Annotated in this window: 19 protein-coding genes and 1 other RNA gene; 9 read left to right on the plus strand and 11 right to left on the minus strand. The window is 64.6% G+C overall.

Going from position 1 to position 22,966, the window contains the following annotated elements:
- Positions 1-75: 75 nt before the first annotated feature.
- Both glyS and glyQ read right to left on the minus strand, forming a co-directional pair.
- The gene (gene glyS / locus ACYQ12_RS01470; protein WP_459866651.1) at positions 76-2,142 is read right to left on the minus strand and encodes a glycine--tRNA ligase subunit beta; all 2,067 of its coding nucleotides are present in this window, start codon (positions 2,140-2,142) and stop codon (positions 76-78) included.
- A 2-nt stretch (positions 2,143-2,144) separates the two neighbouring features.
- The gene (glyQ, locus tag ACYQ12_RS01475) at positions 2,145-3,107 is read right to left on the minus strand and encodes a glycine--tRNA ligase subunit alpha (RefSeq protein ID WP_459866654.1); all 963 of its coding nucleotides are present in this window, start codon (positions 3,105-3,107) and stop codon (positions 2,145-2,147) included.
- Positions 3,108-3,258: 151 nt separating this feature from the next.
- On the opposite strand from glyQ, the gene rfaD reads away from it, so the two are divergent.
- Complete coding sequence (rfaD, locus tag ACYQ12_RS01480) at positions 3,259-4,215, plus strand: ADP-glyceromanno-heptose 6-epimerase (RefSeq protein WP_459866657.1); 957 nt, start codon at positions 3,259-3,261, stop codon at positions 4,213-4,215.
- Positions 4,208-5,254 carry a lipopolysaccharide heptosyltransferase II gene (waaF, locus tag ACYQ12_RS01485; RefSeq protein ID WP_459866660.1) on the plus strand — a complete coding sequence of 349 codons (1,047 nt, stop codon included), beginning with the start codon at positions 4,208-4,210 and terminating at the stop codon, positions 5,252-5,254. Before rfaD ends, waaF begins: the two co-directional genes overlap by 8 nt.
- Here the strand turns inward: waaF and ACYQ12_RS01490 are convergent.
- The 5 genes from ACYQ12_RS01490 to ACYQ12_RS01510 form a co-directional block, all read right to left on the minus strand.
- Positions 5,247-6,815, minus strand: a complete 1,569-nt coding sequence (locus ACYQ12_RS01490; protein WP_459866663.1) for a sulfatase-like hydrolase/transferase — start codon at positions 6,813-6,815, stop codon at positions 5,247-5,249. The genes waaF and ACYQ12_RS01490 overlap by 8 nt on opposite strands.
- 153 nt (positions 6,816-6,968) lie before the next feature.
- Complete coding sequence (locus ACYQ12_RS01495) at positions 6,969-8,024, minus strand: glycosyltransferase (RefSeq protein WP_459866666.1); 1,056 nt, start codon at positions 8,022-8,024, stop codon at positions 6,969-6,971.
- A gap of 9 nt (positions 8,025-8,033) precedes the next feature.
- Positions 8,034-8,834 carry a glycosyltransferase family 2 protein gene (locus ACYQ12_RS01500; protein ID WP_459866669.1) on the minus strand — a complete coding sequence of 267 codons (801 nt, stop codon included), beginning with the start codon at positions 8,832-8,834 and terminating at the stop codon, positions 8,034-8,036.
- A gap of 32 nt (positions 8,835-8,866) precedes the next feature.
- Complete coding sequence (locus ACYQ12_RS01505) at positions 8,867-10,720, minus strand: DUF3413 domain-containing protein (protein WP_459866672.1); 1,854 nt, start codon at positions 10,718-10,720, stop codon at positions 8,867-8,869.
- A 6-nt stretch (positions 10,721-10,726) separates the two neighbouring features.
- Positions 10,727-11,449: a 3-deoxy-D-manno-octulosonic acid kinase gene (locus ACYQ12_RS01510; RefSeq protein ID WP_459866675.1), complete on the minus strand. Its 723-nt coding sequence runs from the start codon at positions 11,447-11,449 to the stop codon at positions 10,727-10,729.
- On the opposite strand from ACYQ12_RS01510, the gene ACYQ12_RS01515 reads away from it, so the two are divergent.
- Genes ACYQ12_RS01515 through waaA form a run of 3 tightly spaced genes read left to right on the plus strand, consistent with a single transcriptional unit; the run spans position 11,448 to position 15,304 of the window.
- The gene (locus ACYQ12_RS01515) at positions 11,448-12,584 is read left to right on the plus strand and encodes a glycosyltransferase family 9 protein (protein WP_459866678.1); all 1,137 of its coding nucleotides are present in this window, start codon (positions 11,448-11,450) and stop codon (positions 12,582-12,584) included. The two genes, ACYQ12_RS01510 and ACYQ12_RS01515, sit on opposite strands and share 2 nt — an antisense overlap.
- Positions 12,574-14,004, plus strand: coding sequence for a bifunctional D-glycero-beta-D-manno-heptose-7-phosphate kinase/D-glycero-beta-D-manno-heptose 1-phosphate adenylyltransferase HldE (hldE, locus tag ACYQ12_RS01520; protein ID WP_459866681.1), 1,431 nt, complete (start codon positions 12,574-12,576; stop codon positions 14,002-14,004). Before ACYQ12_RS01515 ends, hldE begins: the two co-directional genes overlap by 11 nt.
- A gap of 1 nt (position 14,005) precedes the next feature.
- Positions 14,006-15,304 carry a lipid IV(A) 3-deoxy-D-manno-octulosonic acid transferase gene (gene waaA, locus ACYQ12_RS01525; protein WP_459866684.1) on the plus strand — a complete coding sequence of 433 codons (1,299 nt, stop codon included), beginning with the start codon at positions 14,006-14,008 and terminating at the stop codon, positions 15,302-15,304.
- Between the two features lie 52 nt (positions 15,305-15,356).
- Here waaA and rpiA read toward each other — a convergent pair whose 3' ends face one another.
- Entirely contained in the window at positions 15,357-16,025 is a 669-nt protein-coding gene (rpiA, locus tag ACYQ12_RS01530; RefSeq protein WP_459866687.1) for a ribose-5-phosphate isomerase RpiA, read from the minus strand.
- A 162-nt stretch (positions 16,026-16,187) separates the two neighbouring features.
- Here rpiA and ilvA point away from each other — a divergent pair, with 162 nt between their 5' ends.
- Positions 16,188-17,702 carry a threonine ammonia-lyase, biosynthetic gene (gene ilvA / locus ACYQ12_RS01535; RefSeq protein ID WP_459866690.1) on the plus strand — a complete coding sequence of 505 codons (1,515 nt, stop codon included), beginning with the start codon at positions 16,188-16,190 and terminating at the stop codon, positions 17,700-17,702.
- A gap of 499 nt (positions 17,703-18,201) precedes the next feature.
- Here the strand turns inward: ilvA and ACYQ12_RS01540 are convergent, their stop codons facing one another.
- The 3 genes from ACYQ12_RS01540 to ACYQ12_RS01550 all read right to left on the minus strand — a co-directional run bounded on the left by ACYQ12_RS01540 (position 18,202) and on the right by ACYQ12_RS01550 (position 19,390).
- The gene (locus tag ACYQ12_RS01540; RefSeq protein WP_459866693.1) at positions 18,202-18,852 is read right to left on the minus strand and encodes a 5-formyltetrahydrofolate cyclo-ligase; all 651 of its coding nucleotides are present in this window, start codon (positions 18,850-18,852) and stop codon (positions 18,202-18,204) included.
- Positions 18,853-19,031, minus strand: a non-coding RNA gene (ssrS, locus tag ACYQ12_RS01545) — 6S RNA. It abuts the gene before it with no gap.
- Positions 19,032-19,081: 50 nt separating this feature from the next.
- Positions 19,082-19,390 carry a cell division protein ZapA gene (locus ACYQ12_RS01550; protein ID WP_459866696.1) on the minus strand — a complete coding sequence of 103 codons (309 nt, stop codon included), beginning with the start codon at positions 19,388-19,390 and terminating at the stop codon, positions 19,082-19,084.
- A gap of 193 nt (positions 19,391-19,583) precedes the next feature.
- On the opposite strand from ACYQ12_RS01550, the gene ACYQ12_RS01555 reads away from it, so the two are divergent.
- The 3 genes from ACYQ12_RS01555 to ubiH all read left to right on the plus strand — a co-directional run bounded on the left by ACYQ12_RS01555 (position 19,584) and on the right by ubiH (position 22,942).
- Positions 19,584-20,201: a UPF0149 family protein gene (locus tag ACYQ12_RS01555; protein ID WP_459866699.1), complete on the plus strand. Its 618-nt coding sequence runs from the start codon at positions 19,584-19,586 to the stop codon at positions 20,199-20,201.
- A 44-nt stretch (positions 20,202-20,245) separates the two neighbouring features.
- Positions 20,246-21,586 (plus strand): Xaa-Pro aminopeptidase, encoded by a 1,341-nt coding sequence (gene pepP / locus ACYQ12_RS01560; protein WP_459866702.1) that lies wholly within the window; start codon positions 20,246-20,248, stop codon positions 21,584-21,586.
- Between the two features lie 153 nt (positions 21,587-21,739).
- Positions 21,740-22,942, plus strand: a complete 1,203-nt coding sequence (gene ubiH / locus ACYQ12_RS01565; RefSeq protein ID WP_459866705.1) for a 2-octaprenyl-6-methoxyphenyl hydroxylase — start codon at positions 21,740-21,742, stop codon at positions 22,940-22,942.
- The last annotated feature ends 24 nt before the right edge of the window (positions 22,943-22,966 follow it).

The following is a 22,966-nucleotide window of genomic DNA, read 5'->3' on the forward strand; positions in this document are numbered from 1 at the left end:
CGGGAGAGCGAGAAGGGCTGGAAAGAGAAGGACCGGTACGATGACCGGTCCTTGGCAGCATGGATAGCTGAAAGCTTACTGCTGCAGCTCGGCGATATCCGCCACCTCGAGGAATAGCCCCTGAAGACTGGCGAGCAGGGCCAGGCGATTGCGCCGCACGGCTTCGTCGTCGGTCATGACCATGACATCATCGAAGAAGCTGTCCACCGGCGTGCGCAGTGCCGCCAGGGCATCCAGCGCCTCGCTGTAGCGAGCCTCGGCGAACAGCGGCGCTACCTCGCGCCGACGTGCCTCCAACGCCTCGGCGAGGGACTTTTCGGCGTTCTCGTGCAGCAGCGAAGTGTCGACGCTGTCGCCGACCTCATGCGCCTGCTTGGCGAGAATATTGGAGACACGCTTGTTGGCGGCGGCCAGGGCGGCGGCTTCCTCGCGCTGGCTGAAAGCATGCACGGCACGCACGCGACGGGCGAAATCCAGCGGGCGCGTGACCGGACGTGAGCGCACGGCGAGATAGACCTCCACGGCGATGCCTTCTTCCTGGGTCCAGGCGCGGAAACGGTCGAGCATGTACTCGAACACCTCATCGACCAGACCCTCGGCCTTGGGCAGGTCGCGATGCTGGGCAGCGGCCTGCTCTAGCAGCTCGCGCAGATCGAGGTCGAGCTCAGCCTTGATCAGGATGTTGAGCACGCCAATCGCTGCACGGCGCAGGGCGAAGGGATCCTTGGCGCCGGTAGGGCGCTGACCGATACCGAAGATGCCGGTCAGTGTATCGAGGCGATCGGCCAGCGCCAGGGCCAGGCCGGTCCTGGTTCCGGGAATCTCGTCACCCGCAAAGCGTGGCAGGTATTGCTCGTGAATCGCTTCGGCAACCGCCTCGTCCTCGCCGTCGTGACGGGCATAGTAGGTACCCATGATGCCCTGCAGTTCGGGGAACTCGAGCACCATCTCGGTGACCAGATCGCACTTGGCAAGCTGGGCGGCACGTCCGGCATGTTCCACGTCGCCATTGATGCGCTCGGCGATATAGCGAGCCACGGCGTCGCTTCGGTCGGCCTTGTCGGCCAGGGTGCCGAGCTGCTGCTGGAAGACCACGTTGGCCAGGCCGTCGCGGCGCGAGGCCAGCGTCCGCTTGAGGTCGGTCTCGTAGAAGAAGGCCGCGTCGGCCAGGCGCGGACGGATAACCTTCTCGTTGCCGGCAATGACCTGCTGGGGGTCACTGCTCTCGATGTTGGCCAGCGTGATGAACAGCGGCTTGAGCCGGCCCGTGTCATCGAGCAGGTGGAAATATTTCTGGTTGGCCTTCATCGACGAGATCAGACATTCGGCAGGCACCTCGAGGAAGCGCTCGTCGAAGCTGCCGGTCAGCGCCACCGGCCATTCCACCAAGCCGTTGACCTCATCGAGCAGATCCTCGTCGATGACGGCCTGGGCCTCCTGAACCTCGGCCTCAGCCAGTACCTGCTCGCGGATGCGTTCGCGCCGACGCGGCATATCGGCGATGACGTAGGCCTGCTCCAGCGCGTCGAGATAATCGTCGGCATGGGCAAGCGAGATGGCCTCGGGCGCATGGAAGCGATGGCCGTAGGTGAGGCGATCGGCCGAAAGTCCCAGCACGCTGGCCTCGATCACGTCGTTACCGTAGAGCATCGTCAACCAATGCACGGGGCGAGAGAACTCGATGCGCGAAGCGCCCCAGCGCATGTTCTTGGGCACCGGGAGGCCGGCCACCGCCTTGGCGACGATTTCGGGCAGCAGCGCATTTACCGCTTCGCCCTGCTGCTGGACGCGATAGCCCAGCCAGGTGCCCTTGTCGGTTTCCAGATGAATCAGTTCATCGACGCTGACACCGCAGGAGCGGGCGAAGCCTTCGGCGGCCTTGGTCGGTACACCGTCCTTGAACGCCGCAGCCAGCGCCGGGCCTCGACGCTCGATCTCGCGATCCGGCTGCTTATCGGCGAGCTGTTCGATGCGTAAGGCCAGGCGGCGCGGCGTGGCATAGGCCTGGGCATGGGAAAAGGGAACCTCGGCGTCACGCAGGGCGGCGCTGATACCGTCGCGCAGGGCCTCCGCCAGGGAAGCGATAGCGCCGGGCGGCAGTTCCTCGACGCCCAGTTCGACGAGTAGGGTATTGGCAGCCATGCTTAGGCGTCTCCTTCCTGGGCCAGCGATTCCTGGCCGAGTAGTTCCTGGCGCAGGGCCTCGGGTGCCATGGGAAATCCGGCGGCCTTGCGTGATTCGTAGTAGGCATGCGCGACGTCACGGGCCATGGTACGTACGCGCAGAATGAAGCGCTGGCGCTCGGTGACCGAGATGGCGTGGCGAGCATCGAGCAGGTTGAAGGTGTGCGAGGCCTTGAGCACCCGTTCGTAGGCGGGCAGCGGCAGATTCGCCTCGAGCAGCCGGTTACACTCGGCCTCGAGCTGATCGAAGCTGGCGAACAGCGCCGTGACGTCGGCATGCTCGAAATTGTAGGCGGACTGCTCGCGCTCGTTCTGCAGATAGACGTCGCCGTAGCTCACCTGGCTGCCGTCCGGGGCGATGGCCCACACCAGATCGTAGACGCTGTCGACATCCTGCAGGTACATGGCGATACGCTCGAGGCCGTAGGTCAGCTCACCGGTGACCGGGTAGCACTCGATGCCGCCGGCCTGCTGGAAGTAGGTGAACTGGGTCACTTCCATGCCGTTGAGCCAGACTTCCCAGCCCAGGCCCCAGGCCCCCAGCGTCGGCGATTCCCAGTTGTCCTCAACGAAGCGGATGTCATGCACCAGCGGGTCGATGCCCAGACGCTCCAGCGAGCCGAGATAGAGCTCCTGCAGTGCCAGCGGGGAAGGTTTCATGACCACCTGGAACTGGTAATAGTGCTGCAGGCGGTTGGGGTTCTCGCCGTAACGGCCGTCGGTGGGGCGCCGCGACGGCTGCACGTAGGCGGCATTCCAGGTCTCGGGACCGATGGAGCGCAGGAACGTCGCCGGGTGAAAGGTCCCCGCGCCGACTTCCATGTCCAGCGGCTGCATGATCACGCAGCCCTTTTCGGCCCAGTACTGCTGCAGGGCGAGGATCAGGCCCTGAAAGGTTTTCACGTCTGGCGTCGACTGTGTCATTGGTGAAGCACCATTGGCCCATGAATTCAAGAACCGCCAAGTATACAATTACCCGCTAACGGGTTATAGGCACCGGGCGGAATGTCGCGGCCACGGCCGACACGTCATCGGGACACCCCCGAGGTGCACAGCGAAAGATAGAGGGGAAGACATGATCGTAGTGACAGGCGGCGCCGGATTCATCGGGGCCAATCTGGTCAAGGCACTCAACGCGCGTGGCCGTGACGATGTCATGGTGGTCGACGATCTGAGTGACGGCACCAAGTTCGTCAATCTGGCCGACTGCACTTTGGGCGACTATCTCGACAAGGACGACTTCCTGCACCGCGTACAGGCTGCGCTGCGCGGCGAGGAGAGCGGCCTGCCGCCCATCGAGGCGATCTTCCACGAGGGCGCCTGCTCGGACACCACCGAGTGGGACGGCAAGTTCATGCTCGCCAACAATTTCGAATACTCCAAGGTGCTGCTGCACTACTGCCAGAAGCGCGGCATCCCGTTTCTCTACGCCTCCTCGGCGGCCACCTACGGCGGCAGCGAAGTGTTCGTCGAGCAACCCGAGTTCGAAAAGCCGCTCAATGTCTATGGTTACTCCAAGCTGCTGTTCGATCAGTATGTGAGAAGCCGCTGGGCCAGCCTGGCCAGCCAGGTGGTGGGCTTTCGCTATTTCAATGTCTACGGTCCGCGTGAACAGCACAAGGGCAAGATGGCCAGCGTCGCCTACCATCACCACACCCAGGTGCGCCAGGGCCAGAATCCGCGTCTGTTCGGCGCCTGGGAGGGGTATGAGGCGGGCATGCAGAGCCGCGACTTCATCTATGTGGGCGACGTGGTCGACGTCAATCTGTGGTTTCTCGACCATCCGGAAAAGTCCGGCATCTTCAACCTGGGTACCGGACGTGCCGAGCCCTTCAAGGCCATCGCCGACACGGTGATCGACTACTACGGCAAGGGGGCGATCGAGTTCATCGAGTTTCCCGACGAACTCAAGGGGCGTTACCAGAGCTACACTCGCGCCGACATCTCGCGGTTGCGCGAGGCCGGCTACGATGGCGAGTTCAAGACCGTCGCCCAAGGGGTGAGCGCCTATCTGGACTGGTTGAATGCCTGATGCGGCGCGCCCGGCCGAAGTGTCGCGCATCCTGATCGTAGGGCCGTCCTGGGTCGGCGACATGGTCATGGCCCAGAGCCTGTTCATGACGTTGAAGACGCGCTATCCCGGTTGTCGGCTGGGAGTGCTGGCGCCGGCCTGGTCGCATCCCGTCCTGGCGCGCATGCCGCAGGTCGACGAGGCCATTGCCCTGGACGTCAAGCACGGGGAGTTCGGCTGGCAGGCCCGACGGCAGCTGGCACGCACGCTCAGGGGGCGCTTCGATCAGGCCATCGTTCTTCCACGCTCCTGGAAGTCGGCGCTGGTTCCGTTTCTCGCCGGAGTCCCCAAGCGAATCGGTTTCACCGGCGAACAGCGCGTGGGGCTTCTCAACGAGCGTCGCAAGCTGGACAAGGCCGCCCTCGACCAGACCGTCAAGCGCTTCGTATCGCTCGGGCTGCCGCAGGCTGAAACGCGCAAGGGGGATTTCCCCATCCCGCATCCGCGACTCAGTGTGGATCGGGAAAACCAGCTGGCGCTACGCATGCGGTTGGGCCTGTCGCTTCGGCCTGCCATCGGCATGATGCCCGGTGCCGAGTACGGTCCTTCCAAGCAGTGGCCGCTGGCCTCCTTTCGACGCCTGGCCGAGCGCCTGACGGTGGAGGGCTACGAGGTGCGCGTCCTGGGCGGACCCAAGGATGTGGAGGCTGGCGAGGCCATCGGGTCGGGACTTCTCCATGTACACAACCTCTGCGGAAGAACGCAGTTGGCCGATGCCGTGGACCTGCTTGCCGACTGCCAGCAGGTCGTGACCAACGACTCGGGGCTGATGCACGTGGCGGCCGCCGTGGGCACCCGTATCCACGCCTTGTACGGCTCTACCTCGCCGGCCTACACGCCGCCGCTGTCAGAAGATGCCAGGATCCATATGCTGGGGCTGGACTGCTCGCCCTGTTTCCAGCGCACCTGTCCGCTTGGCCACCATCACTGTCTGCGGCTGCTGAGCCCGGAGCAGGTGTTCGACGCCGTCACGGCGGGCAGGATGAAAGGGGTCAGTTGACCCCCTTCCACATGTGCTCCTGCAGGGCTCTTTCCACCTGCATGTGGCTGTTGATTTCCTCCAGGCTGTGGCGTTCGACCAGCGTTGGACTCTCCGAGAGAAGCGATACCCCGAGTCCGGCACGGTGATTCCTCAGTCGGTAGCCCATGGCTTCGAGCACGGTGGGGTAGACGTCGACCATGGAGGCGTCACGGTCGATCGTCATGCGCGGCGCCATGCTCTTGCCGAGCAGGATGAAGGTGTTCTCGCGGGGGCCGGCGACGAGCTGCTGCCAGGCGGAGTTGCGCATCGACAGATGATCGCTGGCAATCACTACCAAGGTATTGTCGAGCAGCCCTTCGCGATCCAGCTGCTCCACGAAGCGTCGCGCCAGCCAGCCGGTACATTTCACTGAATAGAGAATGTTCTCGCCATCGAAGTCCCCCTGCTGGTCAAGACAGGCCTGGGCAGGATTGCCGAACGGCGGATGGGCAGCCAGCGTCAGGCCAATGAAGGCGAACGGCTGCTGACGGCTCGCCAGGTCGCGGACGTGCTCGACTGCCATGTCGAGCAGCGTGTCGTCGAACAGGCCCCAATCGTTGAGATAGTCCGGCGGTGTTACCTGATCTTCGAGTTCGTCGCGCCCGAGTACGGTATCGAAGCCGTGGCCCCGATAGAACTTGGCCTTGCCGGCGAAGCGGGTGCTGGCTCCGCCCATGAACGTCAGGTGGTAGCCACGCTCGCTCAGGATATCGCCGAGGCAGGTGACGTTGGGCAACACCTCATCGAGAGGCTCGAACTGATTGTCATGGACCAGTCCGGCGGGAATCAGCGGCACGCCGCACTGCGAGGCGACCATGCCCGCCATGGTCCAGCCGGTGTTGTCGAGCTGGTGAATACCCGTCACTACCGTGCCCCGACGGCCCAGCGCGGCGAGATCGGCATAGACATCGCCGAAGCGCTCACGGTCGGCATAGGTACGTTCGGTACTCTCCAGATACAGGTAGATGAGGTTGGGCGGGTTCTGAGGCTCTGCCTCGATCTGAGGCTTGCGATAGCGCTGCTCCAGCCAGTTGTTGTCGTTGCCCACGACGGCGGCGCCGCGTAGCGACAGGCCGAACAGCAGTGGATTCAGCGCCAGCAGGAACAGCGCCAGTACCCGTTCCCAGAGCCGCCAGCGATGGTCGACGCGCACCAGCCAGGTAAAGGCCGCCAGCATGACCAGAGCCGCCAGGGTGTAGAGGATGCCGACGATGATGCGTTCGGTGCCACCACTTTCGGTGATGCCGGCCTGAAGATGAAAGATGACGGCCCCGAGATCCACATTGCCGAAGCTGGCCGCAAGGTAGACATAGCACCACCACAGGGCCAGCGGCAGAAGCGACCAGGGCCAGACACGGCGCGAGGTGGCCCGCTGTCGCGGATGGCCCCAGTGGAACACCCAGGCCATTCCCAGCCACAAGGCGATCGTCGGCAACGACCACCACCAATGCAGCGGTACGCTGATCACCAGGGCATGACCCAGACATATTCCAATGTAAGTAAGTACACACCAACGAAGGGTGTCATGAGAGATCGACATTGTTCGTTTCATCCATGAGTGCCGTCAGCGAGAGTAACATTACCGTCTGATGACGGACATCGATGCGCCAGGTTCCGTGGTGGCTGAATTGTTTCTCATGCTCCGATGCGCTGCGGCATACGGCGCCCTGCATGGCCAGACCATGCAGGGTGGTTACCCTTGGGCAGCGGCATGACCGAGTAGGCGCCGGTAAAGCGCCAGGTAGGCACTGCCCATCGCCTGGGGCGTGAAGGCGTCCAGGCGTCGTCGAGCTCCCGCGGCCAGGCGCGTACGCCGCTCGGGATCGTCGATCAGCGCGGCGATCGCCTGAGCCAGGGCATCGCTGTCTTCCGCAGGCACCAGCACGCCGCTCTCCTGATCGATCACGATATCGGGAATGCCATCCACGCGGGCGGCAACGATCGGCACGCCGTGATCCATGGCGTCGAGCAGCGTCGACCCCAGCCCCTCGTTACGCGACGGAAAGGCGAACAGCTCCATGGCTTCGAGATAGTCGCCGACATTGCGCTGAAAGCCCTCCCAGACCAGATTGTCGAGATCGCTGCTCTCGGCGCGCAGGGCATCGCCATCCTCGCCCTGGCCCAGACACAGGAAGAGCAGGTCGGGGTGGCTGGTGCGCAGGCGACGGGCCGCCTCGATCAGCAGTCGCTGTCCCTTATGGCGGTCGACCAGCGCGCCGACATGGCCGACGATGCGACGGCCCGCGAAGCGCTGGCGTAGCGCCGCGACCCGCTCCGGATCGCTGGGCAGATGCGACAGGGCACTGGGAATGCGGGTCACCGGGCACCAGCTGCGCTCCTCGAGGTGATGCTCGATCACCGAGGAGATGCCCACGGCACAGGCCGCGGCGCGGTAGGTGAGGCGATTGAACGGCTTGTCCTTGATCGGTTGCGGGACGCGTCGGGTGAGAATGTAGGGCGTACCGCGCAGTCGATGCTGCAGATACGCCCAGTGCACGGCCTTGGCCTCGTGAGCGTGCACGATATCGGCGCGTGGCACCGTGAAATGCCCCGCCAACTGCGAGTCGGCGCTGACCACCGCGACCGGCAGGACGGCTACCTCGTCACGCAGAGGCGAGTCCCGACGGCAGACCAGCGTCTGACGAATGCCGTGGCGGGCCAGTGCCTGGATCAGCAGCGCGGTCTGGCGTTCACCGCCGCGGAAGCCGCGTGCCAGATTGACATGGCAGACATGCAAGTGAGCGCTCATGGACCCGCCTTACCAGACATTGTCGAAGTTCTCGGCGTCGCGCACCTTGGCGTCACGCTGGAACTCGAGCAGCTTGGCGTACTTGAGATAGGCGTTCACCGCCGCCGAGAGCGCCACGGAGAAGCCATCGACACCCGAGGCGAAGCCGCGCTGGAAGAGGTACTTGCGCACGAAGGCGTTGGCGCCATGAGTGATCGGCGACAAGGCGCGGGCGCGCTTGCCCTTGAGGTACATGATCTTGGCCGCTCGGCTGGAGAAGCGTCCGCCGGCCTTGGTGAACAGCTCGGCGAGATTGGCGAAGGAGTAGTGCTCGATATCGGCATCGAGCCGGCGGGGATTCTCCGCCTGCACCGAGGCGTGCTGGCGGGTATCGGAGAACCCCGTGCGCGTGCGGTCGTAGAGCCGGATACAGTAGTCCGGGTACCAGCCGCAGGTCTTCACCCAGCGCGAGCCGATGAAATTGCGCCGGCGCAGGGCGAAACCGTCGTGTGCGGTGGCGTCGAGGTCGAGTGCGGCGATGGTGGAGACGGCCGCATCGGTCAGCCGCTCGTCGGCGTCGAGGGAGAGAACCCAGCGGTGCCTGGCGTGCTGCGGCCCCACGTTCTTCTGCGGGCCGTCCCCCAGGTAGGGTTGCTCGACGATGCGTGCCCCGGCCTGCGCCGCCAGTTCGCGGGTGGCGTCGCTCGAGCCGGAATCGACCACGATCAGCTCATGACACACCCGGGCCAGCGAGGCCAGGCAGGCCTCGATGTTGTGAGCTTCGTTGAGCGTGATCACCACGCCGGTGATCCTGGCTCGCTGATGGGGCATGGGGCCTCCTGGAGAGGGCTGAAAGATTGCGGCTAGTCGAAGAAGCGCTTCATGCTGGTGACCGCCTCGAGCACCGCCGGTGAAAAGGTCTGCTCGGGCAGCGGATCGAGCTGCGGATCGACCACTTCCCAGGAACCCGTGCCGTCGATCACGGTGATACGGTCATCCTCGATGATGCCGTAGTCCAGATAGCTGCTCGCCATGACCCAGGGATGATCCAGCGTGGCATCGAGCATGTCCTGACCATGGCTGTAGTCGTCGCTCGGATTGGTGCAGCCCAGCGCGTGACGCATCAGTGTCGGCACCACGTCGAGATGGCTGGTGGTACCGGCGTGCTCGCCGGGTTCGATACCCGGGCCGCTCAGAATCATCGGCACCCGGGTCTGCGGAGCTGCGAAATGACTGTTGTGTCCCCAGTAGTTCTTGCCGAAATCGTTCAGGGACTGACCGTGGTCGGCGGTAACCACCAGTACGGTGTTCTGCCATTCGCCGCTCGCCTTGAGGTCGTCGATGACCTTCGCGACCAGACTGTCATCATAATGCACCGCGTTGCGGTGCAGATTGAAGTACGGCGTCGGGTCGGTCTCGGGGCCGAGCTCCAGATAGCCCATCGTCTCGGCGGCCGGTTGGAAGGGCGCTGCGGCCTCTTCAGGCACGCTGTAGCCGTGTGGAGCATCGAAGAACAGCAGACCGAACCAGGGCGCATCGGATGCCTCTCGGCGTGCGGCCTGCCAGGCCAGCCAGTCCTCGGTCATGCGCCGGTCGCGCTCGGCCGGGGTGTCGCCCGGTGTGGCAAGGCGCAGGTCAGGCACCGAGGCGAAGAGCGTGCGATCGAAACCGACGCTGTCCAGGCTTGCCGACGCAAAGATGCCCAGCGCGTAGTGCTGACGCTGCAGTTCGGTGATCAGCAGCGGCGGGGTCTGGGTGTCGTCGAGCAGGGGATAGTAGTTGCCGGTGAGACCGTAGAACAGGCTCATCATGCCGTTGCGGGTCGCGTTGCCGCCGCTGTAGTGCTCGCGGTACACGCGGCCCTGCCCGGCAAATGTGTCGTACATGACGGGAGTGACATCGGGGCCGTACTCGTCATGACGCCAGGAGTCGAGCACGATGAACAGGATGTTGGGGGAGGGCTCGCCCGGCGTGCAGCTCAGCGGCGCTTTCGGCCAGTGCAGGCTGTCGGCGTTGCCGCTGGCGATGTCGGTGCGCTCGGCGCGCGCCGCACGCGGATCGAGCCAGCCACGCTTCTCCATGAAATCCTTGGCGGTGGCGGGAAACAGCAGCGGGAAGATGCCGACCTGCTGGGTGACGCTGCGTTGATAGCGGGCATCGGCCACCACGTGGATCGCATGACTGGCGACCATCGCCAGCATCAAACCGGCCACGGTGCGCCAGACCGGCAACCGCCAGGCACGCGGCGAGGCGAACAGGTAAGCGGCCAGCCACGCCTCGAGAAGAAACAGCGTCAGCGCCACGCCGGCAAACACCAGCCAGGTCGACAGGGGGAAGCTGAAGATCTCGCCGTTCTTGTCGTTGAGAAACAGCGATACCATGAACTGATTGATATGAAAGCGATACTGGGCATAGACGCCGGTGTCCAGCAGCATCAGCCACAGCCCGGCAGAGGTGAGCAGCGCGGCCGGCAGCCACAATGCCCTGCGCGGCAGCCCCAGCGACAAGAGGCCTAAGGGGAGCCAGGCGAGCAGTACCAGCAGAGCGAAATGCCCCGTCCAGGTCAGTATCAGATAACTGATGCCCAGCAGGTCGTCGGGGGATTCGAGATAAGGCGCGTAGCGCAGGGCGATGAGCCATACCAGCAGCAGATTGAACAGCGCGAAGACGAGGCTGGCGCGCAGTTGGCGCATGCGCCATGAAAGAGTATCGGTCATGAAGGTTCAGGGCATCAGGGTAGGGGAGTGATAACCGCGTTGTATGGCATGCAGCCTGTCTTCTCCCTGGCCGGGAGCAAAGCGCTCCAGCGAGCGTCCGAGCCGCGCGAGATTGGCCTGTTGCCAAGTCCCGGGCGGGCGCAGGCGGCAACGGTCGAGATCGATCAGCCAGACCCGGGCATCGGGAGTGATCAGCAGGTTGCGTGCGTTGAGATCCACATGATCCAGGCCGGCATCGTGAAAACGTCGAAGTGTGGCGCCGACCTGCTCAAGCAGGCCATTATCCGCCTGAGGCAGCAGTTCTGCCAGCGTCTGGGCGCCGGTCAGGCGTACCGTCATCAGCGCCGCCTCGTAGGTGGGACCATGGCGCCACACGCATCCACCCACCGGGCGCGGTACCGGCAGCCCCCGCGTGTACAGCGTGGCGGTCAGGCGCATCTCACGAAAGGCGCGGGTACGCTCGAGGCCGGTCCACACATAGCGGGAATCGCTCAAGCGGGCCACCATCCCGCCGCGGCGGTACGGACGCAACACCCACTCCTCCTCGCCGACGCATAGAAACAGGCTGGCACCCCGCCCCGGCGCCTGCCCCGTCACCGCATGACGATCATGCCAGAAATCCGGCGTGAACCAGGCGGCGTCGATTTGTGACGGCCCGGCGGCGTCACATAGAATGTCCGCATCATATAGAATGAAAGTCTTTCTCTTCTGGAACGTTGCCAACTGCATGAAGCATCCTCTGCCCGTCCGTCCCGCGCATATCGGCGTGCTGCGACTCTCCGCGCTGGGCGACGTCTGCAACCTGGTGCCCACCATCCGCGCCCTGCAGCGCCAATGGCCCGAAGTCCGCATCACCTGGATCATCGGCAAGGGGGAGCACAGTCTACTTTCCGGCCTCTCCGGGGTCGAGTTCGTGGTCTACGACAAGGCGACGGGGCTGGCGGGCATGCGCGAGATATGGCGACGTCTCGCCGACACGCGCTTCGACGTGCTACTGCACATGCAGCAGGCGCTGCGTGCCAGCGTGCTCTCGCTGGGGCTCAAGGCCGATGTGCGGGTCGGTTACGACAAGGCTCGCGCCAAGGACCGGCAATACTGGTTCACCCATCACCAGCTCGCGCCCCATCCCCATGCGCACGTGCTGGAGTCGTTTCTGGATTTCGCTCGCCTGCTGGGGGCCGAGGTGCCTGACCGGGCCGACCTCGAATGGCGATTGCCGATTCCCGACAATGCCTATGCGGAGGCGGCCAGGCTGACCGGCGAGGCGGCGTATCTGGTCATCAGCCCGTGCGCCAATCCGCGGCTGCGCAACTTCCGCAACTGGTCCGCTGAAGGTTATGCCTCGGTGATCGAGCGGGTCTGGGATCAGCATGGCCTGGTGACGGTGATGACCGGCGGCAGCAGTCCCCAGGAGCGTGAAATGGGCGCCCGAATCTGCGCGCTGACCCGTCCCGAAACGACGATCGACGCCATCGGCGCCACCTCGCTGAAAGGATTGCTGGCGCTGCTCGACCGGGCCCGTGTGGTCATCGCGCCCGATTCCGGGCCGGTGCACATGGCCAATGCGCTGGGAACGCCGACGTTGGGGCTGTACGCCACGACCAACCCCGACCGTGCCGCGCCCTACTGCTGGCGCGAGTATGTGGTCAACCGCTATCCCGATGCGGTGCGCACCTACCTGCACAAGCCGCCCGGCGAGATCACCTGGGGCCAGCGGGTGCGCCATCCCGATGCCATGGCGCTGATCCAGGTCGACGACGTCGTCGACCGGCTCGAGTCGCTGCTGGCCCTTCCCGTACCGGAAAAGGCGCGACCGCCACATCCCGCTCACCCTTCTGCCCAGGAGCCCGACGATGAAGCTTGACCTCACTGCACTGGAACAGGCCCGCCTGCTGGTGGTGGGAGATGTCATGCTCGACCGCTACTGGCACGGCGGCACGTCGCGCATCTCGCCGGAAGCGCCGGTGCCGGTGGTCAAGGTGGAGGAGGCGGAGGACCGTCCCGGTGGTGCCGCCAACGTGGCGCTCAACATCGCCGCCCTCGGAGGGCATGCGGTGCTCGCCGGCCTGGTCGGCGAGGATGACAATGCCGACCGGCTGACGACCTGCCTGGAGAAGTCAGATGTGAGGACTTACTTCCAGCGCAGCCGCCAGGTTCCCACGATTACCAAGCTGCGAGTGATGAGCCGCAACCAGCAGTTGATCCGTCTGGATTTCGAGGAAGCGCTGCGGGACGTGGACACCTCGGGGCTGCTGGATCAGGCCAGCACGGCCCTGGCGCACGTCGACGTGGTGATCCTGTCCGATTACGGCAAGGGCACGCTCAATCGTGTCGAGGAGCTCATCGCCCTGGCCCGCAATGCCGGCAAGCGCGTACTGGTCGACCCCAAGGGCAGCGATTTCGGCAGATACCGGGGGGCCAGCGTGATCACCCCCAACCTGGGCGAGTTCGAGGCGGTGGTCGGGCCGTGTCGCGACGATGACGAGCTGGCCGCCAAGGGCGAGCGCCTGCGCGACGAGCTGGCACTCGAGGCGGTGCTGATCACGCGCAGCGAGAAGGGCATGACACTGATCCGTGAGGGGCACGCGCCGCTGCACCTGCCGACCCGGGCCCGCGAAGTGTTCGACGTCACCGGGGCCGGCGATACCGTGATCGGCGTGCTGGGGCTGGCGCTGGCTGCGGGGCACGCCTATCCCGAGGCGATGACCCTGGCCAATCTGGCCGCCGGACTGGTGGTCGCCAAGCCCGGCACCGCGACGCTGTCGGTGGCCGAGCTCTACACCGCGGTACATGGCGACAAGCTCGCCGAGTTCGGTGTCATCGACGAGGCCGCGCTAATCGAGGCGGTGCGCGCCGCCCAGACCCGCGGCGAGCGGGTGGTGATGACCAACGGCTGCTTCGATATCCTGCATGCCGGGCATGTAGCCTACCTGGAGCAGGCGCGACGGCTCGGCGACAGGCTGATCGTCGCGGTCAATGACGACGCCTCCATCGGCCGCCTCAAGGGGCCCAAGCGGCCGATCAACGCTCTGGCGCGACGCATGCAGGTGCTTGCCGGGCTCGGGGCAGTGGACTGGGTCGTGCCGTTTGCCGAGGATACGCCGGCGCGGCTGATCGAGGCGGTGCTGCCGGACGTGCTGGTCAAGGGCGGCGACTACAAGCCGCAGGAGATTGCCGGAGGCGATGCGGTCATCGCCCATGGCGGAGAGGTCCGGGTGCTGGGCTTCGAGGATGGCGTCTCGACCACGGCCATGATCTCCACCATTCTCGACCGCGAGCGCTGAGGTGAAAAGGCGCATCGGCTGGGCGCGGGGACTCTACAGCGCCGCGCTGTATCTGCTTTCGCCCTTGATCTGGTGGCGGGTGTGGCGTGAGTGGGCGCCCACTCATCTGCGCCGCGAACGCCTGGGAGGGGTGGCGCGCCCGCGCAATGCCAAGGTGATCTGGCTGCACGCCGCGTCGGTGGGCGAGGTGCTCGCGGCCAAGCCGCTGATCGACGGTCTCTGCTCCCGCTATCCCGATCATTGCCTGGTCGTCACCACCATGACCGCCACCGGAGCGGAGCGGGTCCAGACACTGTACCCGGCCGAGCACTTTCCCGTGGTTCACCATTTCCTGCCCCTGGACTTCCCCGGCGCGGCGCGGCGCTTCATCCGTCGCCTGCGTCCACGGCTGGCGATAATCATCGAAACCGAACTCTGGCCCAACCTGATGGCGGCCTGCGCACGCCATGAGGTCCCGGTGATCGTCGCCAATGCCCGGCTCTCGGCCCGCGCCTTCGCCGGCTACCGACGAGTCGGTGCGCTGATGGCCGATACCTTAGCGAACGTCAGCTGGCTGGCGGCCAAGTCTGCCGAAGATGCCCGGCGCTTCATCGCCCTGGGGATGCCCGCCGAACGTGCTCAGGTCGTCGGCTCGATCAAGTACGACCTGTCCTTGGATGAAGAGACTCGCAGGCGAAGTAAGCACTTGCATGCGCGGTTGGGGAGTCGACCGGCATGGGTGGCGGGCTCGACCCATCCCGGCGAGGATGAGCAGGTTCTCGAGGCGCACCGGCTGTTGCGTCAGGCATTCCCTGAGGCGTTGCTGATTCTGGTGCCGCGCCATCCCCAGCGCTTCGAGGCGGTCGGTGCATTATGCGAGAGCTGGTGCCAGGCGCGGGGCGAGGAGCTGGCTCGACGCTCCCGCGGTCAATGGCCCGGCGCCGCCGCCAGCGTGCTGTTGGGTGACACCATGGGTGAGCTGATGATGATCTATGGCGCCGTCGACGTGGCATTCGTGGGGGGCAGCCTGGTCGAGATCGGTGGACACAATCTGCTGGAGCCGGCGGCGTACGGTGTACCGGTCATCAGCGGCCCGCATCTTCACAACTTCCGCGACATTGCCGATACCCTGCACGAGGCGAACGCGCTGGTCGAGGTGACGGACGCGCACACGCTTGGCGAGACGCTGGTCGATCTTTTCCAGCGCAGCGCCGAGCGCGAGCGTCTGGGGCGTGCCGGCGAGGCGGTAGTGAGCGCCAATCGCGGCGCCCTGGCCCGCACCCTGGCGGGTATCGACGAGCGGCTGACGCCGGCAGGATGAGCACGCGCCGTCAGCGAACGGCGTGCGGCCATGACACTCAGGTGAACCGTATTCAGGTGAAGCGCTGCACGCCCTGCTCCGTGCCCAGCAGCAGTACGTCGGCTCCCCGGCAGGCGAACAGCCCATTGGTGACCACACCGACGATGTTGTTGAGGCGCTCCTCCATGGCGATGGGGTCTTCGATGAGGAACTCGAAGCAGTCTAGGATCTGATTGCCATTGTCGGTGACCACGCCGTCGCGATAGACCGGCTCGGCACCCAGCTTGACCAGCTCGCGGGCAACGTAGGAGCGCGCCATGGGGATCACCTCGATGGGCAGCGGAAAACCGCCCAGCACTTCGACCCTCTTCGAGGCATCGGCGATGCACACGAAGCGCTCGGCGCAGGCGGCGACGATCTTCTCCCGGGTCAGCGCCGCGCCGCCGCCCTTGATCATGGCCAGGCGCGGGTTGATTTCATCGGCACCGTCGACGTACACCGGCACCGTACCGACATGGTTGAGTTCGAAGACATCGATGCCGTGTCGCTTGAGACGTTCGGCGGTGGCCTGAGAGCTGGCCACGGCGCCTCTGAAATCGTGGCGCAGGGCGGCCAGTTGATCGATGAACTGATTGGCGGTGGAGCCGGTGCCCACGCCGATCACCACATCGCTGGCCAGGAGCGGCTTGATTTCATCGATGGCGGCGGCGGCAACGGCGCGTTTGAGTTCGTCCTGAGTCATGGCTGTCTCGATCGTCGTGTCGGTGAAGGGAATGGCGCCATTATAGTGGAAGCGCGAAGTGAGCGGGTCGGTCGCTGGACGCTGTTACCCGTGGTCTGCTACCAATAGAGGTTTGTTCGGCGGCCGGGCGGCTGTCGGCGGGATGCGCGATTAGGACTCAAAATGCTCGAAGAAACCGTCAAGAAAATTCTCCAGGCCCGCGTCTACGAAGCGGCTTACGAAACGCCGATCTCCAGGGCGTCCTTTCTCTCCCGCCGTCTCGACAATCAGATTCTGATCAAGCGCGAGGATCTCCAGCCGGTCTACTCCTTCAAGATTCGTGGTGCCTATAACAAGATGGCCCAGCTCAGCGACGAGCAGAAGGCCAAGGGGGTCATCGCCGCCTCGGCAGGCAATCACGCCCAGGGGTTGGCGATGGCAGCGAAACAGATGGGGGTCAAGGCGGTGATCGTCATGCCGCGCATCACGCCGGATATCAAGGTCCAGGCGGTGCGTGCCCGCGGCGCCAGGGTGGTGCTCAAGGGCGACGCCTTCGGCGAGGCGCTCGAGCATGCCCAAGCGCTGATCGCCGAGCATGGCTACACCTACATTCCCCCTTTCGACGATGCGGACGTGATCGCCGGCCAGGGTACCGTGGCCATGGAAATTCTGCGCCAGCATACCGGGCGGCTGGATGCCATCTTCGTGCCGGTGGGCGGCGGCGGGCTGATCGCCGGCGTGGCCGCCTACGTCAAGTACCTGCGCCCCGAGATCAAGGTGATCGGCGTCGAGGCGGACGACTCGGCCTGCCTGAAGGCGGCGCTTGCCGCCGGCGAGCGCGTGGTGCTCGATCAGGTCGGCGTGTTTGCCGAAGGCGTGGCAGTCGCGCAGATCGGCGAAGCGCCCTTCGCGATACTGCGTCACCATGTCGACGATGTGATCACCGTCAACACCGACGAGATGTGCGCGGCGGTCAAGGACATCTTCGAGGACACGCGTGCCGTGGCCGAGGTGTCCGGGGCGCTCTCGCTGGCCGGCCTCAAGAAGTACGTTCAGCAGACCGGCGCCCAGGGGCAGACACTGCTGTGCATCAACTCCGGCGCCAATACCAACTTCGACCGCCTTCAACACATTGCCGAACGCACCGAACTCGGCGAGCAGCGTGAGGCGATCCTGGCGGTGACGATTCCCGAGCGTCCCGGCAGCTTCAAGCAGTTCTGCAAGATCGTCGGCAAGCGCATGGTGACCGAATTCAACTATCGCTATGCCGATCCGCAGGATGCCCATATCTTCGTCGGCGTGCAGGTCAAGCCCGGCGGAGAGGATCGCCAGGAAGTGATTCGCAAGCTGTGCGATGCCGGCTATCCGGTGGAGGATCTGACCGACAACGAGTTGGCCAAGCTGCATATCCGCCACTTGGGCGGAGGGCGCCCCAGGGAGCAGTTCAGTGAGGAGGTCTACCGCTTCGAGTTTCCCGAACGCCCCGGTGCGCTGATGAACTTCCTGACGCATCTACCGGCGGACTGGAATATTTCACTGTTTCACTATCGCAATCACGGAGCCGCCTATGGGCGGGTACTGGTGGGCATGCAGGTTCCCAACGGGGATCGTTGCCATGTCGAGGAGCATTTCGACAGGATCGGCTATCGCTACTGGAAGGAAACCGATAATGCTGCCTATCGCTTGTTCATGGCTTGAATTGGTTATCTGTACAGTAGTTAAAAAACATTAAAATTGTCAGTTTGTCAGGAATATTTAATAAATCTTATACATAAATTAACGCGAACTGCGTTCATTAATTAAAATTTAACTCAACCACAAGAATGATGGTTGTCAGCCTTTTCCTGCAACCCTATAGTCGTTGCGTCGTCAGGGGTGTGGCGGCGTCAATGTTTGCGGAGCGGGAAATGAAACGTAAGCCTGATTTGGTCATGGCCCTGGTTCTGGTATTTGGTTTGGGTGTCGTTGCGACCGGTTATGCCCAGACGCTGATCGGATCCTGATACACAAGCGACTAGAGCCGAGATCAATACTCGACGACCGGCCGGTGGGGTAACCCATCGGCCGGTTGGCTTTCCGTGCGCTAAACTATCTCTTCCAAAAACGACGGTCTCTTCCAAAAACGACGGTCTCTTCCAAAAACGACGGGCTCTTCCAAAAACGACGGTCTCTTCCAAAAATGACGGCGGCGCCGGTATCAACGGTGGCGGCGAGCAGGACGTATGACACGCGTATCGCTGACCAGCGCATCGAGCGGCACGTCCCAGCTCGCCACCGGCAAGGTGGCGACACGCTGGCAGTCGTGGGCCAGCCCGATCAGGCGGGGATGCGGACGGCGCAGGCGCGTGAAGGCAAAGGTGCGATCGTAGAAGCCTCCTCCCATGCCCATGCGGTTTCCCTCATCATCGAAGCCCACCAGCGGCAGCAGGACGAGATCCAGCGCCCAGGGCGAGACACGGCGGGCGCGGTGGGCGCCGTGGCGCCTGTCGGGCTCGGTGATGCCGAAACGGTTGCGCACCATCGGCGTGGCGGCATCATAGGTCACGAACCACAGCTGATTGGCGGTGAACGGGCGTAACACCGGCAGATAGACCTTGGCGCCACGCCGATGCAGCCAGGGTATCAGCGGCGTCGGGTCGATTTCGCCATCGTTGGGCAGATACAGGGCAATGCGCCGGGCACGGCGTACCTCGGGCAACTGGCGCAAATGACGGCATAGCGCCAGCGATGCCAGGCGCTGTTGCAAAGGGCTCAGCGCACGACGGCGCTGACGAAGCTCGCGACGCAGTTCACGGCGAGCCGTGAGCGAGGGCGTCGAGGCGGAGGAAGCGGTAACGGTCTCGTTCATGAGTTCCCCAGAGTGCCGCTGTCGTTCTGGCCCTGAACCTACTGGTTCAGGTGGGTGGCCGCCGACAGACCATTAGGCTTTCCGTCGCACGGACATGCACACAGGCCTGGCTGGCAGCCCCCTGGGTACAGCGCATAGGCTCAAGGGACGTCAACGACTGGCGCACACCCCAGGGAACATCTTCATCCTAACAGAGGATGGGCATCAGCCCAAATGACCTGCATCGTTTTCAACGCTCGTCCAGCGTACCGGCGGGAGCCAGCGCCTTCTCGAGACGGGCCGCGAGCTTTTCCAGCTTCGCCTCGCTGGTACGCTTCTCGTCCTGGGCCTGGAGGAGTTCGTTGGCGATATTCAACGCTGCCATGATGGCGATCTTTTCCGCTCCCAGGACCTTGCTGCGCGCATGGATGCCATTCATGGCACGATCGAGATAGCGGGCCGCCCGGTTGAGCTGGGCCTGCTCCTCCGGCGGGCAGGCAATGACATAAGAGCGTCCCAGCAGGCTGATCTCGGTGGTGGGACGCGAGGCGTCGGTCATGACATCGCTCCACAACGGGCCAAGTCCGGGCCCGGTAAGGTAAGATGAGGGATATGCACTTCATGCGTCCGGCGGCACGCGATGCTTGTCGCGTACCGGGCGCGACGTCTCGGGCACGATAGCTTGAGCCACTATAGAGAGCCGCCCCATAGCGGTCAACGCAAGCGGGCGGCGACCCACCAAGGAGGCTTCCATGTCGATCATCAACGACCAACTCGATTTCTCCAGCGTCGCCGATGTCTTCCTTGCCCATGGCAGCCTGCAGTCGCCGGCATTTCTCGATGGCCGTCTGTGCTCGCAGCTCGCCCTGCGCGATATTCCCGCCGAGCACTGGCTGGAAGAGGTGTGTGCGGCACTCGGCGTCGAACAGCCGCAATCCCGCGAGGATGGCGAGCTTCTGCTGGCCTGGCGCCGTCAGACCCTCGACGCCCTGGCGGCCCCGGAACTCAATTTCGAGCTGCTGCTGCCTGATGAGATGTTTTCGCTGGCGGAGCGTGCCCAGGGGCTCAAGGACTGGACGCTGGGCTTTCTCGAAGGCGTGGGCGAAGTCGAGCCCGACATCCGGGACAACTGGTCCAGCAGCCTGCGCGAGGCGCTGGAGGATCTCGAGGGGCTGGCGAACATCGATGTCGAACTCGAGGACAACGCCGAGAACGAGAATGACCTGTTCGCCCTGACCGAACATGCCCGCATGGCCGCCATGCTGCTGTATACCGAGCAGCATCCCGGCCAGCCGCAGGTCGAGCAGGTGGAGAAGGACGGACACCAGGGCAATCCGGACGGTGAGGTCTCTCCTCCCGTTCGTCACTGACCCGTCCGCTACATCGATATCGCGAATCACCACCAGGAGGGCTGATGCAACGTGAATCCCTGCCGCGTCCCGCGGCGATCTCCGTGCCACAGTACCGCGCCCGGCGTCAGGCGCTGATGGCCGATCTTCCCCCGGGCAGCGCAGTGCTGCTTCTCGGCGCTTCGCTGGTCACGCGCAACCGCGACAGCGAATACCCCTTCCGTCAGGACAGCGACTTTCACTATCTCACCGGCTTTCCCGAGCCCGATGCGCTGTTACTGCTGTTGCCGGGACGCGAAGAAGGCGAAGCGGTGCTGTTCTGTCAGGAAAAGGATCCCGAAAAGGAAGCCTGGACCGGTATCCGCATAGGCGCGAGCGGCGCCGTGGAGCACTACGGCATGGACGAGGCCTTCGACAATGCCCAGCGCGAACGCCTGGGAGCGCTGCTCGACGGGCGTGACACGCTCTATCTGCCGCTCGATGACGACCAGGCTCTGGCGCTGGCCGAAGAGGTGCGCAGCGAGTTGGCCGGTCGGACTCGTCGCGGGGCCTGTCCCCCCCAGGCCTTTGCCGACGTCAGCCATCTGATTCACGAGCACCGCCTGATCAAGAGCGAGGCTGAACTGGAGCTGATGCGTCACGCCGCGCATGTCTCGGCACTGGCACACATGCGTGCCATGCATAGCGCACGTCCCGGATTGTACGAGTATCAACTGCAGGCCGAGATCGAGCATGAGTTCCAATGGCACGGCGCCCGTGCCCCTGCCTACGGCACCATCGTCGGTGGCGGCGCCAATGCCTGCGTGCTGCATTACATCGAGAATGCGGCGCCGCTCAACGATGGCGACCTGGTGCTGATCGATGCCGGCGCCGAATTCGACCTCTATGCCGGCGACATTACGCGCACCTTCCCGGTCAACGGCCGCTTCAGCGAGATGCAGCGTGCCGTCTACGAGGTCGTGCTGAAGGCGCAGTGCAACGCCGTGGCGGCAGTCAAGCCAGGCATCAGTCTCAGCGAGATCCACGACGGCGTGGTCCGTGACCTGACCGAGGGGCTGATGCGGCTGGGCCTGCTCGAAGGCGATGTGGACAGCTGTATTCGCGAGGGCGCCTATCGGCGTTTCTATCTGCACTCCACGTCTCACTGGCTGGGGCTGGACGTGCACGACGTGGGCCCTTACCGCCGTGACGGGCAGCCACGCCCTCTCGAGCCGGGCATGGTGCTGACCGTCGAGCCGGGGTTGTACATCCCCGATGCCGAGGACATTCCTCCGGCGCTGCGCGGGATCGGGATCCGCATCGAGGACGATGTCGCCGTGACGGCCGAGGGAGGCGAAGTGCTGACATCGGCGGTACCCAAATCCTGCGACGAGATTGAGGCCCTGATGGCGAGAAATGAAAGCTGACAGGCGAAGGCTCTTCGGTATTTTACGTAAATTACATAATGGTGTAACGCGTGGCGGGCGTGTCGGTGGCATACGGGAGCCGGAAATGGAGAGGACGAACATCGCGATGGGAAAATACGCGGCGCATGACGCCAGGCCGGGGAGCTCGATGACATGGCTTTGACCCGGGTGGATGTCGCTATCGTGGGGGGCGGACTGGTCGGCGCCAGCCTGGCCTGCGCCCTGGCGCCACTGATTGCGCGAAACGTTCTGCGGGTGGCCGTGATCGAGGCGTCACCGCTGCCCCGTGATGGGCTGGCGGGCTACCAGCCCAGCTTCGATGCGCGGGCCAGCGCCATTGCCCAAGGTTCCCGACAGCATTTCGAGCACCTCGGCGTCTGGTCGGCCCTGATGCAGGAAGCCGCACCGATCCGGCATATTCATGTCAGCGAACGCGGCCGCCTGGGAGCGGTGCGGCTGCATGCCGAGGAGTTCGGGGCCGATGCTCTGGGTTATGTGCTCCCCAATGCCTGGATGGGGCGGGTACTGCATGCCCGTCTGCAGGAGCTTGCGCTGGACTGGCACTGTCCGGCCCGGGTGGAGAGCATCGCTCCGGAGCCCGAGGGGCATTGCCTGACGCTTTCCACCGGCACTCGGCTGCAGGCGGGCCTGACCGTGCTGGCCGACGGGGGGCGTTCGGGACTCAAGGAGCACCTGGGAATCTCCAGCCGTGCCGAGCCCTATGCGCAGAGTGCGCTGATCGCCAACGTCGAGATCAGCCAGCCGCATGCCGGTGTGGCCTTCGAGCGCTTCACCGCCGAAGGCCCCATGGCATTGCTGCCGTTGCCGGGCAATCGCATGGAGCTGATCTGGACACATGCGCAGCGCGATATCGATGCCACACTGGCGCTTAGCGATGGCGATTTCCTGGCTCGCTTGCAGAGCGCCTTCGGCGATCGGGCGGGGCGCTTTCGGCGTGTCGGCCAGCGCCACGCCTATCCCCTGTCGCTGGTGACCGCCGAGGAAACGGTACGACCGCACCTGGCCGTGCTCGGCAATGCCGCCCACGCGCTGCATCCCGTCGCCGGGCAAGGGTTCAATCTGGCACTGCGCGGCGTGATGGATCTGGTCGCGGCACTGGAAGCGGGACTGGCCCGAGGGCATCGGCCAGGCGACATGGCGGTCCTGCAGGATTTCGATACCCGCCGTGACCGCGACCGGCACAACGTGATCCGTTTCAGCGATGGGCTGGTGCGACTGTTCGGCATCGATCATTCTCTGTTGTCGCATGCCCGTGCCGCAGGGCTGGTGGGGCTCAACCTGGCCGGGCCGCTGCGAAGGACGCTGGGGCGGCGGGCAATGGGGCTGGAGCGGTAGGCGATGCATGCATCGGCGCCTGAT

This window comes from Halomonas shantousis (assembly GCF_054654615.1).